The following is a 15,737-nucleotide window of genomic DNA, read 5'->3' as shown; positions in this document are numbered from 1 at the left end:
TTTTACGACCGCTGCGCGCCCGGACGCAGCCTCGCATTACTCGTCAGCGACTACAGGGTAATGATCGCGGGTCATGTAGCAGTTGCCGAAGCCGACGTCCGATTGCGCAGCGATCGTAAACCCGCCAACCCGGTGCCTCAGAAGCGCCATGTTGACGGGTTTAGCGACCGCTGGGCCTGTGTCTTAAAGTAGCAACGTCCACACGGCAAAACCGGCGTACCACACCACGGCAGCACGCAGCAGCAGTTCCCACAAGGCATCAAGGCTGGAAACGCCTTCCGGGCCGGTCTGCGGTGGCGCAAGTTCAGCCGCCGCACACCCGGCTTTGTTGATCAACTGTGCGGCACTGATTTCCCAGCTCAGCAGTTCGTGCAACATCACGCGGCTGACCGCAGCGAAGTTGCCGACCAATGCAAAACTTGCCGCCAGCAATCGCACCGGCAGCCAGTCAAACGCATGACGCATTTGTTGAGCATGCTCGACCAGTTCGGGGTTCTTGCCGTGTTCGACCGCCAGCGCCAGCAAGCGATAACTGAGTGCCGCCACCGGTCCCAACAGGAAGTACCAGAAAATCACCGCAAAAAAACTTTGGTAGGCTTGCCACAGCAAGTGCGCCTGAACGTGTTCCAGCAGTTGCTCACCATTCTCGGCCCGCACGCTAATGTCACGTTCGGCCACATGGGCTGCTGCCTGCAGATCACCCCGACGCCAGGCATCACGAAATGGCCCCAGATCTGCCAGCAAGTCACCCCGGCCCAAGCTGAAGATCAACACCACCAGATGCACCGGTAACGCCAGCAGGCCATAAGCCAACGGGTCGAGCACCACCAGCAACAACCCCAGTAAAATGACCGGCAGCAGAATCAGGATGATCAACACCCACCACGGGTTTTTCGCCAGTTTGGGCGAGGCTTCGAGCTTGTTCAGCTCGCGTACCCAGCCGCCGTCGCATTGAAGGCGCTGGCGCAAGGCCGAGAACTTTTCGACCAGAATCGCCAGCAGTAGCACCACAAAACTCATTGATTGTCTCCTCTGTGCTGCAACGCGCTGCGATAGCGCGTCCAGTCGAAATGGGGGCCTGGATCTGTTTTGCGCCCCGGTGCCACGTCACTGTGGCCACATATTCGTTGAAGGGTAATGTCGCCATAGTGGGTTTGCAGCTCCCGCGTCAGAGCAATCAGCGCCTGATACTGGGCGTCGCAGAACGGCTGATCATCGGTGCCTTCCAGTTCGATGCCTATCGAAAAATCGTTACAAGTCTCGCGACCTTCGAAACTGGAAATCCCCGCATGCCAGGCACGGTCCAGACACGAGACAAACTGCGTGACCTGACCGTCGCGCTCAATCAGAAAATGCGCACTGACTCGCAGCGCTTTGATGGTTTCAAAAAAAGGATGCTCAGCGGGGTCCAGTTGATTTTGGAAAAACCTCTGGACTTGACCCGTGGCGAACTGCCCCGGCGGCAAGCTGATGTTGTGGATAACCAGCAAGGAGATTTCGCCGTGCGGGCGTTCATTGAAGTTGGGCGACGGGCAATGGCGCACGTCATGGCACCAACCGCTCGTGGGGTCCAGCTGCATACAGACTCCTTCAACGTGCAAAACCAAAGGCGCAGTATGCCGCGATGTGCAGCTCAATTGGCAGCTATCTGTGACGCCAAAGCCGCAGGCCAGTCACTGCGCGTTACGTTGGTACAAGCTACCGATCACCGACTCCAGCGCCCGGTCGAACAGTAAACGGTCATCCAGTAACAATACTTTGCCATTGCGCAGTTGAGCGATCAGGTCGGTGCGGCTTTGCTCCAGCACTTTCATGCCCGTGCGGTTGACGAAAATATGCTTGCCGCCCGGCTCCAGAATGGCGATCAGCTTGCATCGCAGGCGAAACTCTTCGTCTTCCTGTAATTCAATCCAGGTGCCCAGGCGCAGTTGGCTGACCAGCAATAAACCCAAGTGGTCCTGCTCATCCACTGCGGGTGGCGCATGTGCAGCCCGCTCACTCGCCTTGAGTGGATGTTTCAGACGCGCTTGCTCTGCCTCGCGAGTGCGCTGCTCGAACAGTTCGATGCGACAACGCTCACCGTGGGTAAAGACCAAAAACTCATGCAGCAGGGCTTCGAGCAGCGTGCGATTGTCGCCCGCGTACGTCGCCAGTTGTTGCACCACACATTCAATCTGTCGGAACAACGGATCGCTGCTCTCATCCGTGCTGACGTCCCAGCCGATGGCCGCTGCCGCAATCACGTTCAAGAGGCGTCGGGCGGGATGAGTGTCACAGCTGAAAAAGTTTTGATCGCGTTGCGCGATCTTCAGCATCGGTTCCTGCAACTGGGCAATCAGCGATTTCAACGCAGGCGGCACATTGCGATCTTTGGCGATGTACTCAAACAGCAACCCGACCAGGTTGCTCGCCTCCTCAGCCACGGCCGCCGTTTCTGTGGCCCGTGCTTTCTCTGCGCAGCAACCATCGTTCTCGCTCAGCGTTGGCAATACACCGGTGGCAATCAGTAATTGGTTGGCATCGGCGTACAACTGCGTGGTGTGGCTGAGCAGGTACTTTTCGAACAGTTGCAACATGATCAGCTTGACCTTGATGTCCATGCCCTGATCACGCTCAGCCAGCAAAAAATATTCGCACAACATGCCTGGCCCCAAGGGGTTGTTGTGATCGTCCAGCGGCGTGCAACTGAGCGTTGCGAGGCGTGTGGTCAATTGGCACAGCGCCAACTGATCGCGCGTCATGACGTGATCCACCATCGCATTGATCACTTGAGCGCGCTCAAGGTCATGGGTCATCAGCGTAAAAGGCCCGCCTGCGGGGGCTGCACCCTGCAACGTGCGCTCGCCGGGGTCGGCGAGCGCCAGCTGACTGAAGGCGTCAAAAAATCGGTCAAGAAAGCCGCGCTCGATGTATTTACGCTTGAGCCTGACGTCGCGCATGGCTTCAAAAAACAAGCTTTGTTCGACGTCACTCCGGGCTTTATCCGCCATCTCGAACAGCGTTTCATCGGCACTGTCAAACAGCACTTGCAACCCGTTTTTGAGCTGCTGCGCGGCTTTATCGTGAACCTGCAACAAAATGACCGGCAGGCGCGCAAGTGGCGAACGCATCGCCAGCTCTGCCGTGGCCCAGTGGGCAGGTCCCACTTTCCCGTCATTTTGCATCCAAGCCTCCTGGAACGGTGTTCGCTTGCGAATGACGCACAGGTGGCACAGGCCACTTTTGACGCTCGCAAACAGAAACCGGCCAGTGCATCTCGCACTCGCCGGTGTATCTGAATTAGGACTTTAATGGCATGTCAAAGCTATGACGCCAATTACAAGGCGCTGATTATCTTGCAAAAGACGAGCCTTGTGCTACTAAACAGCGCGATTCATTTACTGAACGGTCAAATAAATACCGGGATGCGGCCCAAACAACACAGTTACAGGCATTTGCCTGCGGCGCAGCCACGCGCCTTGGGTTCGCTCCCGGCATGGCCCTATAATCGGCGCACTTTGTTTGTGGAGCTGGTTATGCCGAATTTACATCTGGCCGATCTCACCGCCGAGATTGAAGCCAACGTACGCCGTGCGCTTGCCGAAGACATTGGCAGCGGCGACATCACTGCGCGGTTGATCCCGGCAGAACGCCTGGCCAAGGCCACGATCATTACGCGCGACAACGCTGTGATCAGCGGCACCACATGGGTGGACGCGGTTTTCCGCCAACTGGACCCGCGCGTCGCCGTGCATTGGCAGGTGGCCGATGGCGAGCGTGTCAGCCCCAATCAAGCGTTGTTTCACCTTGAGGGCCCTGCCCGCTCGCTGCTCAGTGGTGAGCGCAGTGCGCTGAATTTTCTGCAAATGTTGTCGGGGGTTGCGACCCATGCCCGACAGTTGGCGGACCAGGTCGCGCAGACGCAGGTCAAGTTGCTGGACACCCGCAAAACCCTGCCGGGCTTGCGTCTGGCGCAAAAGTACGCCGTCACCTGTGGTGGCTGTCATAACCACCGCATTGGTTTGTACGACGCGTTTTTGATCAAGGAAAACCACATCGCAGCCTGCGGCGGCATCGCCCAGGCGATCAGCGCTGCGCATAAAATCGCGCCTGGCAAACCGGTAGAGATCGAAGTCGAAAGCCTGGCAGAACTTAAAGAAGCGCTGGCGGCAGGTGCAGACATCATCATGCTCGACGAACTGAGCATGGATGACATGCGTGAAGCTGTGCGTCTGAATGCGGGTAAAGCCAAGCTGGAAGCCAGCGGCGGCATCAACGAAAGCACGCTGCTGCCTATCGCACAAACAGGCGTGGACTACATTTCGATTGGCGCCATGACCAAAGACGTAAAGGCCGTGGATTTGTCTATGCGCCTGAGTTTGTAAGCGCCACGCTCTTAGCGCGGTGCCGGGGTCAGGACAGCACAAACCCTCGACACTTGGCTTCATGCGCCAGCAACCATTGCTTGGCTGCCAGACCACCGGCAAAGCCGGTCAACGTGCCATTGCTGCCGATTACCCGGTGGCACGGGATGATGATCGGGATCGGGTTGCGCCCATTGGCGGCCCCCACAGCCCGTGATGCGGTCGGGCGCTGGATCTGCTGCGACAATTGGCCATAACTGGTGGTCACGGCATAGGGGATGGTGGTCAGCGCCCGCCATACCGTTTGCTGAAACTCAGTGCCCTGGGGTTTAAGCGCTACATCAAAGGTGTATCGCTCGCCCGCAAAATACGCCTCTAGCTGGCGTATCACCTCAGCCAGTTTTTGCGGCGCATGCAGCCAGCCGTCTTCAGCGATATGCGCTCTGCGCTCGCATTCAAATCGAACCTCACGCAAGCCTTCGTCGTCGGCCACCAAAAACAGTGGACCAATCGGCGATGGCATCTGCGCGTAGTAAATCCGAGACATGGTCAAATCCTCTTGAGCGCAGCGGCATCGGTGGCTGCGCGCCATAAATACAGGACGCTGTACGCGCGCCACGGGCGCCAGCTCTCGGCCAGCGTTTGCATCGCTTTTGTGCTCAACGGCGGGCCGTCAGGGTTGGCCTCGCGCCGCAGGATCAAGTCTGCGGCCGGGAAGGCATCCGGGTGTTTGAGTACGCGCATGGCAATGTAATGTGCTGTCCATTCGCCGATCCCCGGCAGTTGTACCCAACGCCGAACAAAGGTGTCGAGCGCTTGCTCCATGCCAAAATCAACCCGCCCTTCAATCAACGCCTGTGCAATGCCGTGAAGGGTATTGATGCGTGCCTGGGTGATGCCCATTTGGTCCAGGTTAGCCACTGCCAATTGCTGAGCGTCGGGGAACAAGCGATCCAGCCCCGAGGTACCCGGCGCTTCAATCGGCGTGCCATAGCGCTGCACGATGCGGCTGGCCAGGGTACGCGCCGCTGCCACACTCACTTGCTGGCCTAACACCGCACGCACAGCCACTTCGAAACCATCCCAGCCCCCCGGTAAACGCAAGCCCGGATAGCGCTCGATCAGGGGCGCCAGCTGGGGGCTGGCACCCAGGGTATGGGCGATGGCCTGCGGGTCGGCGTCCAGATCGAACATGCGCCGAATGCGCGTCACCACAGGGAGCATGTGTGCCGGGGCAACGTTCAACAGCTCCAATTGCAGAGCGTGTTGCCCCGCGGGCCACGCGCTAACCCGCAGCCAGCCGGGCGATTGCGCAGGGCCAAACACCCGCTGATAACTGAACGCGTCAACCTGTTCGATACCGGGCAAGGCGCGCTGTTGTAAAAATCCGAGTACGGCATTGAAGTCGTAGGGCGGGCGGTAGCCCAAGCGCAGGACCAGTGCAGTGCCAGCGCGTGTTTTTGGACTGCGCCTGAAGGCCCGAGGTTCGGCATGATTGGCCTCGGCAAACGCTGAATTGAAGCGCCTGACACTGCCAAAACCCGACGCCAGCGCCACTTCAGTGATTGATAAATGCGTTTCGGTCAGCAGTTGCTTGGCAAACAACAGGCGTTGAGTGGCGTGCACGGCCATCGGCGGTGCCCCCAAATACTTAACAAACACGCGTCGTAACTGACGCGCCCCCACATTCAGGCGCAGGGCCAACGCCTCAAGCGAGTTATCCGCCAAAAACCCTTCGTTGATCAGCTTCAAGGCCCGCGTCACTAAATGCTCACCCTGCAACCACAGCTGATTACCGGGTGCCAGCTCGGGCCGACAGCGCAAGCAAGGGCGAAACCCCTGTGCTTGCGCCGCCGCCGCGCTGGGGTAATACACAACGTTCGACGCTTTGGGCGCGCGCGCCGGGCATACCGGGCGGCAATAGATTCGCGTGGTCAGGACGGCAGTAAAAAACACCCCGTCAAAGCGCGCATCACGGCTCAGCCGTGCGATTTCGCACGCGGCAATAGAAGGAGTGAGTGAGGCGTCGTGTGTGTTCATGGCCCGCACAATAGCACCGGGCTTTTAACGGTTCTCGCCATTTTCGGACGTCAATGTTGACCATTGATCAGGTTATTTTGGCCTTACGATTGCACAGCACGATGCCACTGATGGCCAGCAGACCGCCCAACAACATGGGCATGCTCAGGTGCTCCCCCAAAATCAGCATCCCCAGCACCACCGCCGACAATGGATTGAGGGCAATAAACACCCCGGATTGGGTTACACCGATTTTCTGGATGCCGTCGTAATACCAGATATAAGCCAGCGCCGACCCCAGCACACCGAGGTAAATCAGGCTCAGCCACTGGGTGCTGTTGACAGCGGCCAGCGCGTGGGCGCTCAACTCACCCTGCGCCAGTGCCGCTGCCAGCAACATCAGGGTGCCCGCCAGTACGGAATAGGTCACGGTGTGCAGCGGACCGATGTCCCTGACCAGGCCCCGGGCAAAAACGCTGTAAATCACCCAGCTCATGACGCACCCCAGAATCAACAGATCGCCGCGCCAGGCGCCCCCCACCACTGAGGTCAACGACACTGTATTTTTGCTGACGATGACGGTCATCGCGCCAATGATGCACAGCGCGATGCCCGCCACGTTGATTCGGCTCAGGCGCTCACGCCCGAAAGCAAACGCCGTCAGCGCAATCAGCGCCGGATTCAGCGCCACGATCAAAGACGCGCGGGATGAGCTGATGTAGTGCAACCCATAAAAGAAAAACACGTTGTAGGCAAACACCCCAAAAAAGCCGAGCAGCACCAGTTGCAGGGCTTGCGATGCTGTCACCTGGCGCACCAATTGGCCCTTGAGGCTCAACATCAATAACAGCGTCAGGCTCGCCAGCACGAAACGCACGCTGGCCGACAGCAGTGGCGCCACATCAGCGGACAAATAACGCCCGGCCACGAAAGTGCCGCCCCACAAACACGACACGGCAACCAGCTTTGCATACACCGTATACCCGGTGTGTAACGGCGCACATGCGACAGCATTGTTCATCAGGATTTGGCCTATAGCGCGTTGACGAGCCGTGCTCGGGGTTGATGCGAGGGCATCATTTTTTGGGCCATGTTCATGGTTTTCATCAACAGTTCGCGCTGTGCCCGGCTGCCGCCCAGTCGCAACCACACTGACTGCGAGGCGGCCAGGATTTGATAGCACTCGGCGTAGGCGCCCCGGGCAAAAAACGCGATGGCATTGAGCACGTCGACACCCACTTGCTGGGTCGCAGGTTCGATGCCGAAACCGTCACTTTCCGCGATCAACTTATCAATCAATAACGGCCGATCAGCGGCGGCAAATGCAAACGCGGCATGCATGTTGTGAAAGTGCGATGTGGAGGTGCCAATGCTGCCAGACCATAAAATCGACAAGTCTTGCCACAACTCATCGAATTGACGGTCTTCCAGGTTTTGCAACTTCAGGCGCCACAAAAAACCGACCGCATCGAGGTCTTGTTTGGCATAGCGAAAATCCTTGAGCGCGTAGAACTCTCGGAACGTGGCCGTAGAAAGTTCGTACTGACTGCTCATCAAATAGGCAATCGCCAGATGCCAATAAATATGCATGCGCATGCCTGGGTTGAAAGCCCAATTGTCTTTGCAGCCCTCAAGGAACTCGCACAGCGCTGCCCATTGCTGTTGTTCGTGCAGGGCATGCACCACACCGTGAATGGCGTAAATGTTATCAGGCCGTTGCGCCACGGCTTGTAGCCCCAGCACCCGCGCCTGTTCGAACTCGACCCGTTCGCACAACACAAACGACTTGATCCCCAAATAGAACGAAGACAGTGGGTGCGTCGCATCGACACTGGAGTCGCAGATTTCAAACACATCGACCAGATCGCAGGTCTTGCCGGTGCAAAAATCCAGCATATGCACAAAAAACACCGTCAGCACATCGCCGGGATACTCATGCAAGTGCGCTATAAACAGTGCACGCGCGCCACTGTAGTCAAAGTCGACCCAGCAACGAAATGCAGCCACCACCTGTATCAGTTCAGGGCAAGCAACGGGTGCCTCGGGCAGTCTCTGCAAGTGCATCTTGAAGCGATAAAACTCTTTGAGTTCGCAGCCGGCAATCGCATCAAACCCGACCAGCAACGGGTGCAACACCTGTTGCGCCGCCGTGCGAGGGACCGCATCGGGCGGTAGCCCCTTTAACGACAAAAAATGCGTATTAACGTCAGGCCAGAGACGACAGCAGCCGTCTGCGCGCGAAGCATGTTCACTGTTGCTCATGCGTAAATAGTCCGGTTATCCAGAATAATGTTTTACGAATCCCTTCAAGCGTCAGGGTCAGTCACCTTTCCCGCACCGCTGTATTCCGGTATGTCCGGTTGCACGCCTATACTCGCGCAGATGCTAGCTCATACGGAAATTAGCAAAAGCTCATGAGACACCCACGATGACCCTCACCCAACTTGAAGTGTTTGCCCGAGTTGCCGAACTGCGCGGCTTCACGCTGGCGGCCACGCGACTCCATATCAGCCAGTCGGCCGTCTCCCATGCGATCAAAGCGCTGGAGCAGGAAATGGGCGTCGAGCTGATTCATCGTCATCAAGCAGCCATCGAACTGACGGACATCGGCGCACAGTTGTTACTGCGGGCAAGGGAGATTCTCGGTCTTGCAGAAACCATGCGTCAGGAGGCAGCCGATGCCCGTGGCATGAAGCGCGGCACACTGCGCATCGGCTCTTTTGGGCCATCGTCGTCGATGAGATTGTTGCCGCGCATTCTGGAGCGCTATCGCCAGCGCTATCCCAATATTGAGATCAGAATCGATGAAGGCACCGATCAGGAAGTCGTGAGCTGGCTTCAGGAGCGGCGGGTAGATGTCGGATTTGTAGTGCTACCCGAAGACAAGCTCGACACCTTCACCCTGTGTGAGGACCAGATGGTAGCGATTTTGCCCGCCAACCATGCCCTGGCCACAGCGCCCAGCGTGAGCCTTGAAGCCTTGTGCCGCGAACCGTTCATCATGACCGAGGCCGGGTCCGGGCCATTGCTGGAACGGTTGTTCTCTTCGCAAAAACGAGTGCCCAACGTACTGCATCGCAGCGCGCAGTTGATCAGCACCCTGGCGATGGTCGAGATGGGCTACGGCGTCAGCATACTGGCCGAACAGGCCCTGCCGGAGCGCCCTTTACGACAGGCTGGCAGCTACGTCACAAAGCCGCTGGACCCGCCGGTCAAACGCAGTGTGGGCCTGGCGGTACTGAATGAAGGACACGCCTCCCCGGCGACCAAAGCCTTTATCGAAATTGCCACAGGTTTGCAGCAAGGGTGAACCGCCCGTCACCGGCATCAGAGGCGCCATAAAAAACGCCCTGAACACAGGCAGGGCGTTTATTTAAATGGTGCCGGAGACAGGAATCGAACCTGCGACCTTCGCGTTACGAGTGCGCTGCTCTACCGACTGAGCTACACCGGCGGTGCCTGCAAAACTAACACCGCTCGCAACACCGGGCAATTCGTGGCTATTTGCAGGCACCGCTGGCCAGGCACGTACCGCTTTGCGTCCACACCAGCGCATTACCCGCGCCGCTCAAGGCCGGGACCATCACGCTGCTCCAGCCACCCGCCGCTTTGGTGCCGGTCATGGTGATCACGCCGTCGATAACGGTCATACCGGCGGCCAGGTTGTCGGTCGCGTCAGCCGGGCCAGGAATGCCGTGGGTGCCCGCGTCGCACGCCGCCAGATCGTTGGTTTCGCTGTAGCACAAGGCGACGGCCGTCTTATAGGTGTTGCTGAGGGTGTTCACTTCGGCAAACCGCGCCTTCATGGTGTGGTCGTTGTAAGCCGGTAAAGCGAAAGAAGCGATCAGACCAATGATCGCGACCACGATCATCAGCTCAATCAAGGTAATGCCCTGTTGTTGTTTCATGTGTGGCCTCCAAAAATAAGACGCGGCTCAGCGAATATGGGCCAATGCCAATGCTGAGCTGGCAAAAAGTGCGCACAGGCTATCAAGGATCGTTGTCAGAAGCTTCTGAACAACCGCGTTCGACACCTTTAGGCATACTCCTGTCGGCACGTCGCTCTTGAGCCTGTCTAGGCTTGGACCTACACAACGCGGCTTATCGCGCTGCATTTCAAGGACGAATGCATGTCAACGCTGGCAATCAATACCCACCTGTATCGCTGGGAGGGCACAGACGTAAACGGTGAGCGACGCCAGGGCGAAATCAGGGCTAACAGCCTCGCAATGATCCGCGCCCAACTACGGCGCCAAGGTGTCAGCGCAGCTAAAGTTCGACGCCTGGGCAGCGCTCAATCATTCATAAATCGCACCGTAAACTCGTCAGACATCACGCTCTTCAGCCGCCAATTGGCAACGCTGATCAACGCTGGAATACCGCTGCTGCAAGCGCTGGAGGTCATCGCCAAAGGTTTCGAACAACCGGCCACCCGTCAACTGGTGACCGATCTCACACTCGACATCGCCGCAGGCACCAGCCTGAGTGCCGCACTGCGTAAAAAACCGGTCCACTTCGATGCCATGTTTTGCCATCTGGTGGAAGCCGGGGAACAGGCAGGCGCTCTGGATGTGTTGCTGCAACGCATCGCCAGCGACCGGGAGAAGAGTGAGGCGCTGGCACAAAAAATCAAAAAGGCCATGACCTATCCCATCGCCATATTGCTGGTAGCGCTACTGGTAAGCGCCATTCTGTTGATCAAAGTGGTGCCGCAGTTTCAGAGCATATTTGCATCGTTCAATGCCCAGTTACCCGCCTTCACCCTGTGGGTTATCGGCGTGTCGCAAGCGCTGCAAGACCATGGCGCCTGGCTATTAATCGCGACAGCGGGCGCACTGGGCACTCTTCGTCATCGCTATAAACACTCGCCACCGTGGCGCCAGCGCCTGGACGGCTGGCTGTTGAAGCTGCCCGTGCTGGGGCACCTGCAACATATCTCGGCGATTGCCCGGTTTGCCCGCACCTTGTCCACCACCCTGGCGGCGGGTGTACCGTTGCTTGAGGCACTGGATTCAGTGGCAGGGGCTACCGGTAATTGCGTGCTCAAAGAGGCCGTGTTGCGGCTCAAACATCAGGTCGCCACGGGTACACAGATCCATGTGGCCATGAGCAATACCCGCGTCTTTCCGGGCATGGCGATTCAAATGACAGCCATAGGCGAAGAATCTGGCACATTGGACGGCATGCTCAATCATGTAGCGACCTATTATGAGAGCGAGGTCGATCACCTCGTCGACACCCTGACAACGTTAATGGAGCCCGCAATCATGGTGGTATTGGGTGTCGTGGTGGGCGGTCTGGTGATCGCCATGTATTTACCGATTTTTACCTTGGGCCAAGTGATTTGAGCATGATCGATTTCTTTAGCCGCCATCCTGATGCCTTTGTCGCGTGCGTTTTAGTGCTCGGTCTGCTGGTCGGCAGCTTTATAAATGTACTGGTCTGGCGCCTGCCCAAGATGCTTGAGCACGATTGGCAAACCCAGGCGCGCGAACTGCTCGAGCAGCCCGCGCCAGCCAAGAATCCGACCTATAACCTGCTTTTACCCGCGTCTCACTGCCCACAGTGCCAGCATCGCTTAAAGGCATGGGAAAACATCCCGCTGCTCAGTTATGGGCTGCTAGGCGGCAAATGCTCACACTGCAAAAAAACCATCAGCCCGCGCTACCCCCTGACCGAACTGGCCTGTGCACTCATCTGCGCTTTCATCGCCTGGCACCTGGGAGTCAACGCGCAAACCGGCTGGGTGCTGTTACTGACATGGGGGCTGATCGCCATTTGCCTCATAGATGCCAAACACCGCATCGTGCCCGATGTGATCGTGCTGCCGCTGCTATGGCTGGGCTTGCTGCTCAACACGTTCGAGATGTTCACCACGCTATCGCTGGCGGTCTGGGGCGCCGCCATCGGCTATATGAGTTTGTGGGTGATTTTCTGGCTGTTCAAACTGATCACCGGCAAGGACGGCATGGGGCATGGCGACTTCAAACTGCTGGCCTTGTTTGGCGCGTGGGGCGGCGTAGCCGTATTGCCGCTGACCCTTTTGCTCTCGTCACTGGTCGCCGCGGCTGTTGGCCTGGGGTTGATGGGCTTGCGCCGTGCTCATAGGGCAACGGCTATCCCTTTTGCGCCGTATCTGGCGATTGCCGGGTGGATTGCATTGCTCTGGGGTGGTCAAATGAGCGCTTTCTATTGGCAACTTGCGACCTGACATGAATACCGCCTCTTCGAAACCCTGGATTCTTGGCCTGACCGGCGGGATTGGCAGTGGTAAAAGTGCCGCTGCCGAGCACTTTGCTGCCCTCGGCGTTCATGTGGTGGACGCCGATCACGCCGCGCGCTGGGTGGTTGAACCGGGGCGTGCGGCCTTGGCAAAAATAGCTGAGCATTTCGGCGCTGACGTGCTGCAGGCTGATGGCCAACTTAACCGTGGTGCCTTGCGCAGCCTGATTTTTGCCGACCCGCAGCAACGCCTTTGGCTGGAGTCGCTGCTACACCCGCTAATTCGTGAAGAGATCGCACTCAACCTGGCCAAGGCGCAGTCACCGTATGCGATTTTGGTATCGCCACTGTTGGTCGAGTCCGGGCAGCACGCTACAACACAGCGGGTGCTGGTGATCGATGCGCCGCAAGCGCTGCAAATCCAGCGCACGCTATTACGTGACAACACCAGCGAAGAGCAAATTCAGGCCATCCTCAAAGCCCAAGCCAGCCGCGAAGAACGCTTGAGTTTTGCCGATGATGTGCTGGTCAACGACAAAGACCTGAAGGCGCTACACACCCAAGTCGAGCGCCTGCATCAAACCTATTTAACCTTGAGTGGAGGCCAATCATGACCAAACCGATGACCGTAGACTGCCCAACCTGCGGCTCTGCCGTGCAATGGGACGCTGCCAACGCCTTCAGGCCTTTCTGCTCGGACCGTTGCAAACTGATCGACCTGGGTGCCTGGGCCAGCGAAGAACACAAAATCCCGGTCATGCCGGATGCGGAAGATGAAATGTTTTCGCAAGATATGGAGTCGCTCACTCACTGATCCATAAACCCTTCATCACCGTAGTCGCTGCCGAAGGCTGCGGGCTTTTCCATATAAATGTCAAAAGCTCGCAGCCTTCGGCAGCGACTACGGGGCTTACGAGGGACCATCGTCCTTCCACGGCGCCGCCAGGTAGCGGGTTCGATTGAACGTTTCAAGCCACTCAGGGCAAAACACCACCAGCGCCGTGACCAACATCCCGTTGATGAACGCTTCCGGGAAGATAATCAGCCACAAATAACCGATAAAGTCTTCCAGCCACTCGGGCATTACAAACAACCCGTCCAGCCACAACACCCCCAACCCCACCAGCAAACACAGCAACGCCGCCAGGGCCGCAGCAAAAAAACCGGAACAAAAGATATACACAAACGGATTGCGTGGTTGCGCACGCTCAACCAGACGAGCACAGGTTTCAGTCACCGCGATCGGCAAGACAATCAACAACACGCCATTGAGGCCCATTGCGGCCAGATCCTGTCGCCCCAACAACACCAACCCTGTTTGCGCCATCAGCGCGCCGACTATCGCCAACGGCCAATCCAGCAGCAACGTAACGACGGTCAACCCAATGAAGTGATAGGACACTCCGGTGTCAAAGTCGCGCCGCACCAGCCACAACAAAAACAGCGCAAACACAGTGCCAAACAGCAAATGCTGACGCCGGGTATCGCTAAATAGTTCTACCCACGGCGCTCGCGCCACTGCCCACAGCACAACGGGCACATACAACAGCCAACCGATCACCATCGTTTGGGCAGATAACACCTCGGCGGCAATCATACGAGTGCCCCCCACTTAACCTTGCTCAAGCACACCGCTCAATCCTCCCTGTTTAAAGCCTGTGTGGATAATACGGCTCAGTCTACACCGCGCACTTGGAGTCACACCCGTTTGGAGGCTAAGCTGCGCGCATGGATGACTCTGATTATTTACGCCTGTTAACCATTCAGGCCGAGCAAGCCAATGCCTTTTTGTCCAATGCCCGCAAATGGGAGCGTGAGCGTTGGGTCTGCCAGCGCCTGCTACAAGGCTTGAATATTGGCTATCACACGCAAGACTTCACCCAACCCGATCACGAGCCGCCGGACGTTTTGTTTCGCGATGCGCGGTTTGAGGTGTTCTTTGTCCTTGATGAAGGCCGGCGCCTGAGCGATGAATGGCGCGACGAGCTGCAACGGCGTCGCAACGCTTACTCATTGAGCCAATTGGTACGCCGCGAAGCCCGCCCCAAACGCATACCCGCCAGCAAGTTGCTGCAACGGCTCAGCCCCACACTGCACAAAAAGGCCACCAATTACCGCGAGCGCGATATCGACTTGGGGCAGTTGGACATCATTGCGTTTTCCAGCCTCAAACGAGAGGTGCTGGACCTCAACAGCCACTTCCCGCCGCCCACCGAATATTTGCGCATGGGGTGGCGCTCGCTGTCGCTGGTGGGGCCGACCTTCGCCAGGGTGCTGTTTGCGCAACCGGATGCCCCTGACTTTCTGCGCAGTAATTTGGGGCGCAGCATTATTTTTGATGTCGGAATCAGTCTGTGAGCCCATTGCAAGAACTGATCGCCCACGTACCGCAAACGGGGCGTGTACGCTGGATCGGTGTGCGCCCCGCCTCGCGCGCCGACCTGTTGGAGCTTGCCGCGGTAGAAGCACGCCGCGAAGCCGGATTGACTGGCGATCATGCCCGCCCCGGTGCGCGCAATGCGCGACAAGTCACGCTGGTTCAATGGGAGCACTTGGCGGTGATAAATTCGCTGCTGGGCCGACCTGCTGACAACCCCGTATTACCTCAAGACTTGCGACGCAACATTGTGGTCAGCGGTATCAATTTGTTCAGCCTCAAAGGGCGGCGCTTCAGCATTGGCGGGGCGATATTTGAGACCACGGGCTGGTGCCAACCGTGTGCGCGACTTGAACAGCGGCTGGGAGCAGGCACGTTTCAAGCCGTGCGCGGCCACGGAGGGATTACGGCCAGGGTTATAGAAAGCGGAATCATTCGTCTAGACGACGAACTGCGGGTCGAGCCTTTAGGCCCCAGCGGCTATGCTTCTTTTCATCCCGGTTGAATCAAAGCTGTAGCTTTTACACATCCCGCAACGTCTATCTGACGAGGCAAATGCTATGTCCAGTCGCTTGAACCCAGATGACCAACAACGTGTCGAAGAGTATCTGAAACTGCCACAGCATCAGGTTGAGCGCCGGCCCTTCAGGCCGTGGTTGCTCCTTGGGGTGGTATTGATCGTGGTCATCAGCATGGGCTTTTTGAGCCGCCTCCTGAGTTATTTGGCGCTATGAGCTGCATGGCGCTCGCCCAACTGACTCCAGCACAGAATTTTT

The 15,737-nt window shown here is 57.8% G+C and carries 19 protein-coding genes, 1 tRNA gene and 1 pseudogene; 10 read left to right on the top strand and 11 right to left on the bottom strand.

Going from position 1 to position 15,737, the window contains the following annotated elements; genetic code table 11:
• Positions 1–192: hypothetical protein (locus tag AP059_RS22575; protein WP_218187012.1), on the top strand; the 192-nt coding region annotated here is incomplete at its 5' end.
• Here the strand turns inward: AP059_RS22575 and ampE are convergent.
• From ampE to AP059_RS01085, 4 genes and pseudogenes are all read right to left on the bottom strand, one after another.
• The gene (ampE, locus tag AP059_RS01095; protein WP_059761503.1) at positions 184–1,020 is read right to left on the bottom strand and encodes a regulatory signaling modulator protein AmpE; all 837 of its coding nucleotides are present in this window, start codon (positions 1,018–1,020) and stop codon (positions 184–186) included. The genes AP059_RS22575 and ampE overlap by 9 nt on opposite strands.
• The gene (gene ampD, locus AP059_RS01090; RefSeq protein WP_059761502.1) at positions 1,017–1,580 is read right to left on the bottom strand and encodes a 1,6-anhydro-N-acetylmuramyl-L-alanine amidase AmpD; all 564 of its coding nucleotides are present in this window, start codon (positions 1,578–1,580) and stop codon (positions 1,017–1,019) included. The genes ampE and ampD overlap by 4 nt, the downstream gene beginning before the upstream one ends.
• Before the next feature lie 93 nt (positions 1,581–1,673).
• A complete protein-coding gene (locus AP059_RS23200; RefSeq protein ID WP_420850384.1) occupies positions 1,674–2,021 on the bottom strand; it encodes a DUF1631 family protein in 348 nt (115 codons plus the stop codon).
• A 3-nt stretch (positions 2,022–2,024) separates the two neighbouring features.
• Positions 2,025–3,164: pseudogene (locus AP059_RS01085) on the bottom strand (DUF1631 family protein); the annotation flags it as partial.
• 351 nt (positions 3,165–3,515) lie between these two features.
• Between AP059_RS01085 and nadC the strand changes: the two are divergent.
• Complete coding sequence (nadC, locus tag AP059_RS01080; RefSeq protein WP_059761504.1) at positions 3,516–4,364, top strand: carboxylating nicotinate-nucleotide diphosphorylase; 849 nt, start codon at positions 3,516–3,518, stop codon at positions 4,362–4,364.
• Between the two features lie 28 nt (positions 4,365–4,392).
• Here nadC and AP059_RS01075 read toward each other — a convergent pair whose 3' ends face one another.
• The 4 genes from AP059_RS01075 to AP059_RS01060 all read right to left on the bottom strand — a co-directional run bounded on the left by AP059_RS01075 (position 4,393) and on the right by AP059_RS01060 (position 8,624).
• On the bottom strand, positions 4,393–4,890 hold the full coding sequence (locus tag AP059_RS01075; protein WP_059761500.1) for a methylated-DNA--[protein]-cysteine S-methyltransferase: 498 nt from the start codon (positions 4,888–4,890) through the stop codon (positions 4,393–4,395).
• A 2-nt stretch (positions 4,891–4,892) separates the two neighbouring features.
• A complete protein-coding gene (locus AP059_RS01070; protein WP_059761499.1) occupies positions 4,893–6,383 on the bottom strand; it encodes a DNA-3-methyladenine glycosylase 2 in 1,491 nt (496 codons plus the stop codon).
• 67 nt (positions 6,384–6,450) lie between these two features.
• Positions 6,451–7,383, bottom strand: a complete 933-nt coding sequence (locus tag AP059_RS01065; RefSeq protein WP_059761498.1) for a DMT family transporter — start codon at positions 7,381–7,383, stop codon at positions 6,451–6,453.
• An 11-nt stretch (positions 7,384–7,394) separates the two neighbouring features.
• Positions 7,395–8,624, bottom strand: a complete 1,230-nt coding sequence (locus tag AP059_RS01060; protein WP_059761497.1) for a hypothetical protein — start codon at positions 8,622–8,624, stop codon at positions 7,395–7,397.
• Between the two features lie 166 nt (positions 8,625–8,790).
• Here AP059_RS01060 and AP059_RS01055 point away from each other — a divergent pair, with 166 nt between their 5' ends.
• On the top strand, positions 8,791–9,672 hold the full coding sequence (locus AP059_RS01055) for a LysR family transcriptional regulator (protein ID WP_059761496.1): 882 nt from the start codon (positions 8,791–8,793) through the stop codon (positions 9,670–9,672).
• A gap of 68 nt (positions 9,673–9,740) precedes the next feature.
• On the opposite strand, the gene AP059_RS01050 is transcribed toward AP059_RS01055, so the two are convergent.
• Both AP059_RS01050 and AP059_RS01045 read right to left on the bottom strand, forming a co-directional pair.
• A tRNA-Thr gene (locus AP059_RS01050) sits at positions 9,741–9,816 on the bottom strand.
• Between the two features lie 46 nt (positions 9,817–9,862).
• Complete coding sequence (locus AP059_RS01045) at positions 9,863–10,270, bottom strand: pilin (protein WP_059761495.1); 408 nt, start codon at positions 10,268–10,270, stop codon at positions 9,863–9,865.
• A gap of 222 nt (positions 10,271–10,492) precedes the next feature.
• Here AP059_RS01045 and AP059_RS01040 point away from each other — a divergent pair, with 222 nt between their 5' ends.
• From AP059_RS01040 to yacG, 4 genes are read left to right on the top strand one after another with little or no spacing between them, the layout of a single operon-like run.
• Positions 10,493–11,710: a type II secretion system F family protein gene (locus tag AP059_RS01040; protein WP_059761494.1), complete on the top strand. Its 1,218-nt coding sequence runs from the start codon at positions 10,493–10,495 to the stop codon at positions 11,708–11,710.
• A 2-nt stretch (positions 11,711–11,712) separates the two neighbouring features.
• Positions 11,713–12,573: a prepilin peptidase gene (locus AP059_RS01035; protein WP_059761493.1), complete on the top strand. Its 861-nt coding sequence runs from the start codon at positions 11,713–11,715 to the stop codon at positions 12,571–12,573.
• Between the two features lies 1 nt (position 12,574).
• On the top strand, positions 12,575–13,198 hold the full coding sequence (gene coaE / locus AP059_RS01030) for a dephospho-CoA kinase (protein ID WP_059761492.1): 624 nt from the start codon (positions 12,575–12,577) through the stop codon (positions 13,196–13,198).
• Positions 13,195–13,398: a DNA gyrase inhibitor YacG gene (gene yacG, locus AP059_RS01025; RefSeq protein WP_059761491.1), complete on the top strand. Its 204-nt coding sequence runs from the start codon at positions 13,195–13,197 to the stop codon at positions 13,396–13,398. The genes coaE and yacG overlap by 4 nt, the downstream gene beginning before the upstream one ends.
• Before the next feature lie 96 nt (positions 13,399–13,494).
• On the opposite strand, the gene AP059_RS01020 is transcribed toward yacG, so the two are convergent.
• Complete coding sequence (locus tag AP059_RS01020) at positions 13,495–14,181, bottom strand: energy-coupling factor ABC transporter permease (RefSeq protein WP_048362480.1); 687 nt, start codon at positions 14,179–14,181, stop codon at positions 13,495–13,497.
• 131 nt (positions 14,182–14,312) lie between these two features.
• Here AP059_RS01020 and AP059_RS01015 point away from each other — a divergent pair, with 131 nt between their 5' ends.
• From AP059_RS01015 to AP059_RS01005, 3 genes are read left to right on the top strand one after another with little or no spacing between them, the layout of a single operon-like run.
• The gene (locus tag AP059_RS01015) at positions 14,313–14,942 is read left to right on the top strand and encodes a DUF1780 domain-containing protein (RefSeq protein ID WP_059761490.1); all 630 of its coding nucleotides are present in this window, start codon (positions 14,313–14,315) and stop codon (positions 14,940–14,942) included.
• Complete coding sequence (locus tag AP059_RS01010; protein WP_059761489.1) at positions 14,939–15,466, top strand: MOSC domain-containing protein; 528 nt, start codon at positions 14,939–14,941, stop codon at positions 15,464–15,466. The genes AP059_RS01015 and AP059_RS01010 overlap by 4 nt, the downstream gene beginning before the upstream one ends.
• Positions 15,467–15,521: 55 nt before the next feature.
• Positions 15,522–15,695 carry a DUF3094 family protein gene (locus tag AP059_RS01005; protein WP_048362477.1) on the top strand — a complete coding sequence of 58 codons (174 nt, stop codon included), beginning with the start codon at positions 15,522–15,524 and terminating at the stop codon, positions 15,693–15,695.
• The last annotated feature ends 42 nt before the right edge of the window (positions 15,696–15,737 follow it).

Source organism: Pseudomonas sp. TAA207 (assembly GCF_001529285.1).
In the GTDB taxonomy this organism is placed as follows: domain Bacteria; phylum Pseudomonadota; class Gammaproteobacteria; order Pseudomonadales; family Pseudomonadaceae; genus Aquipseudomonas; species Aquipseudomonas weihenstephanensis.
Note: the sequence above shows the minus strand (reverse complement) of the source record. Positions and strands in the feature narration are given on the sequence as shown.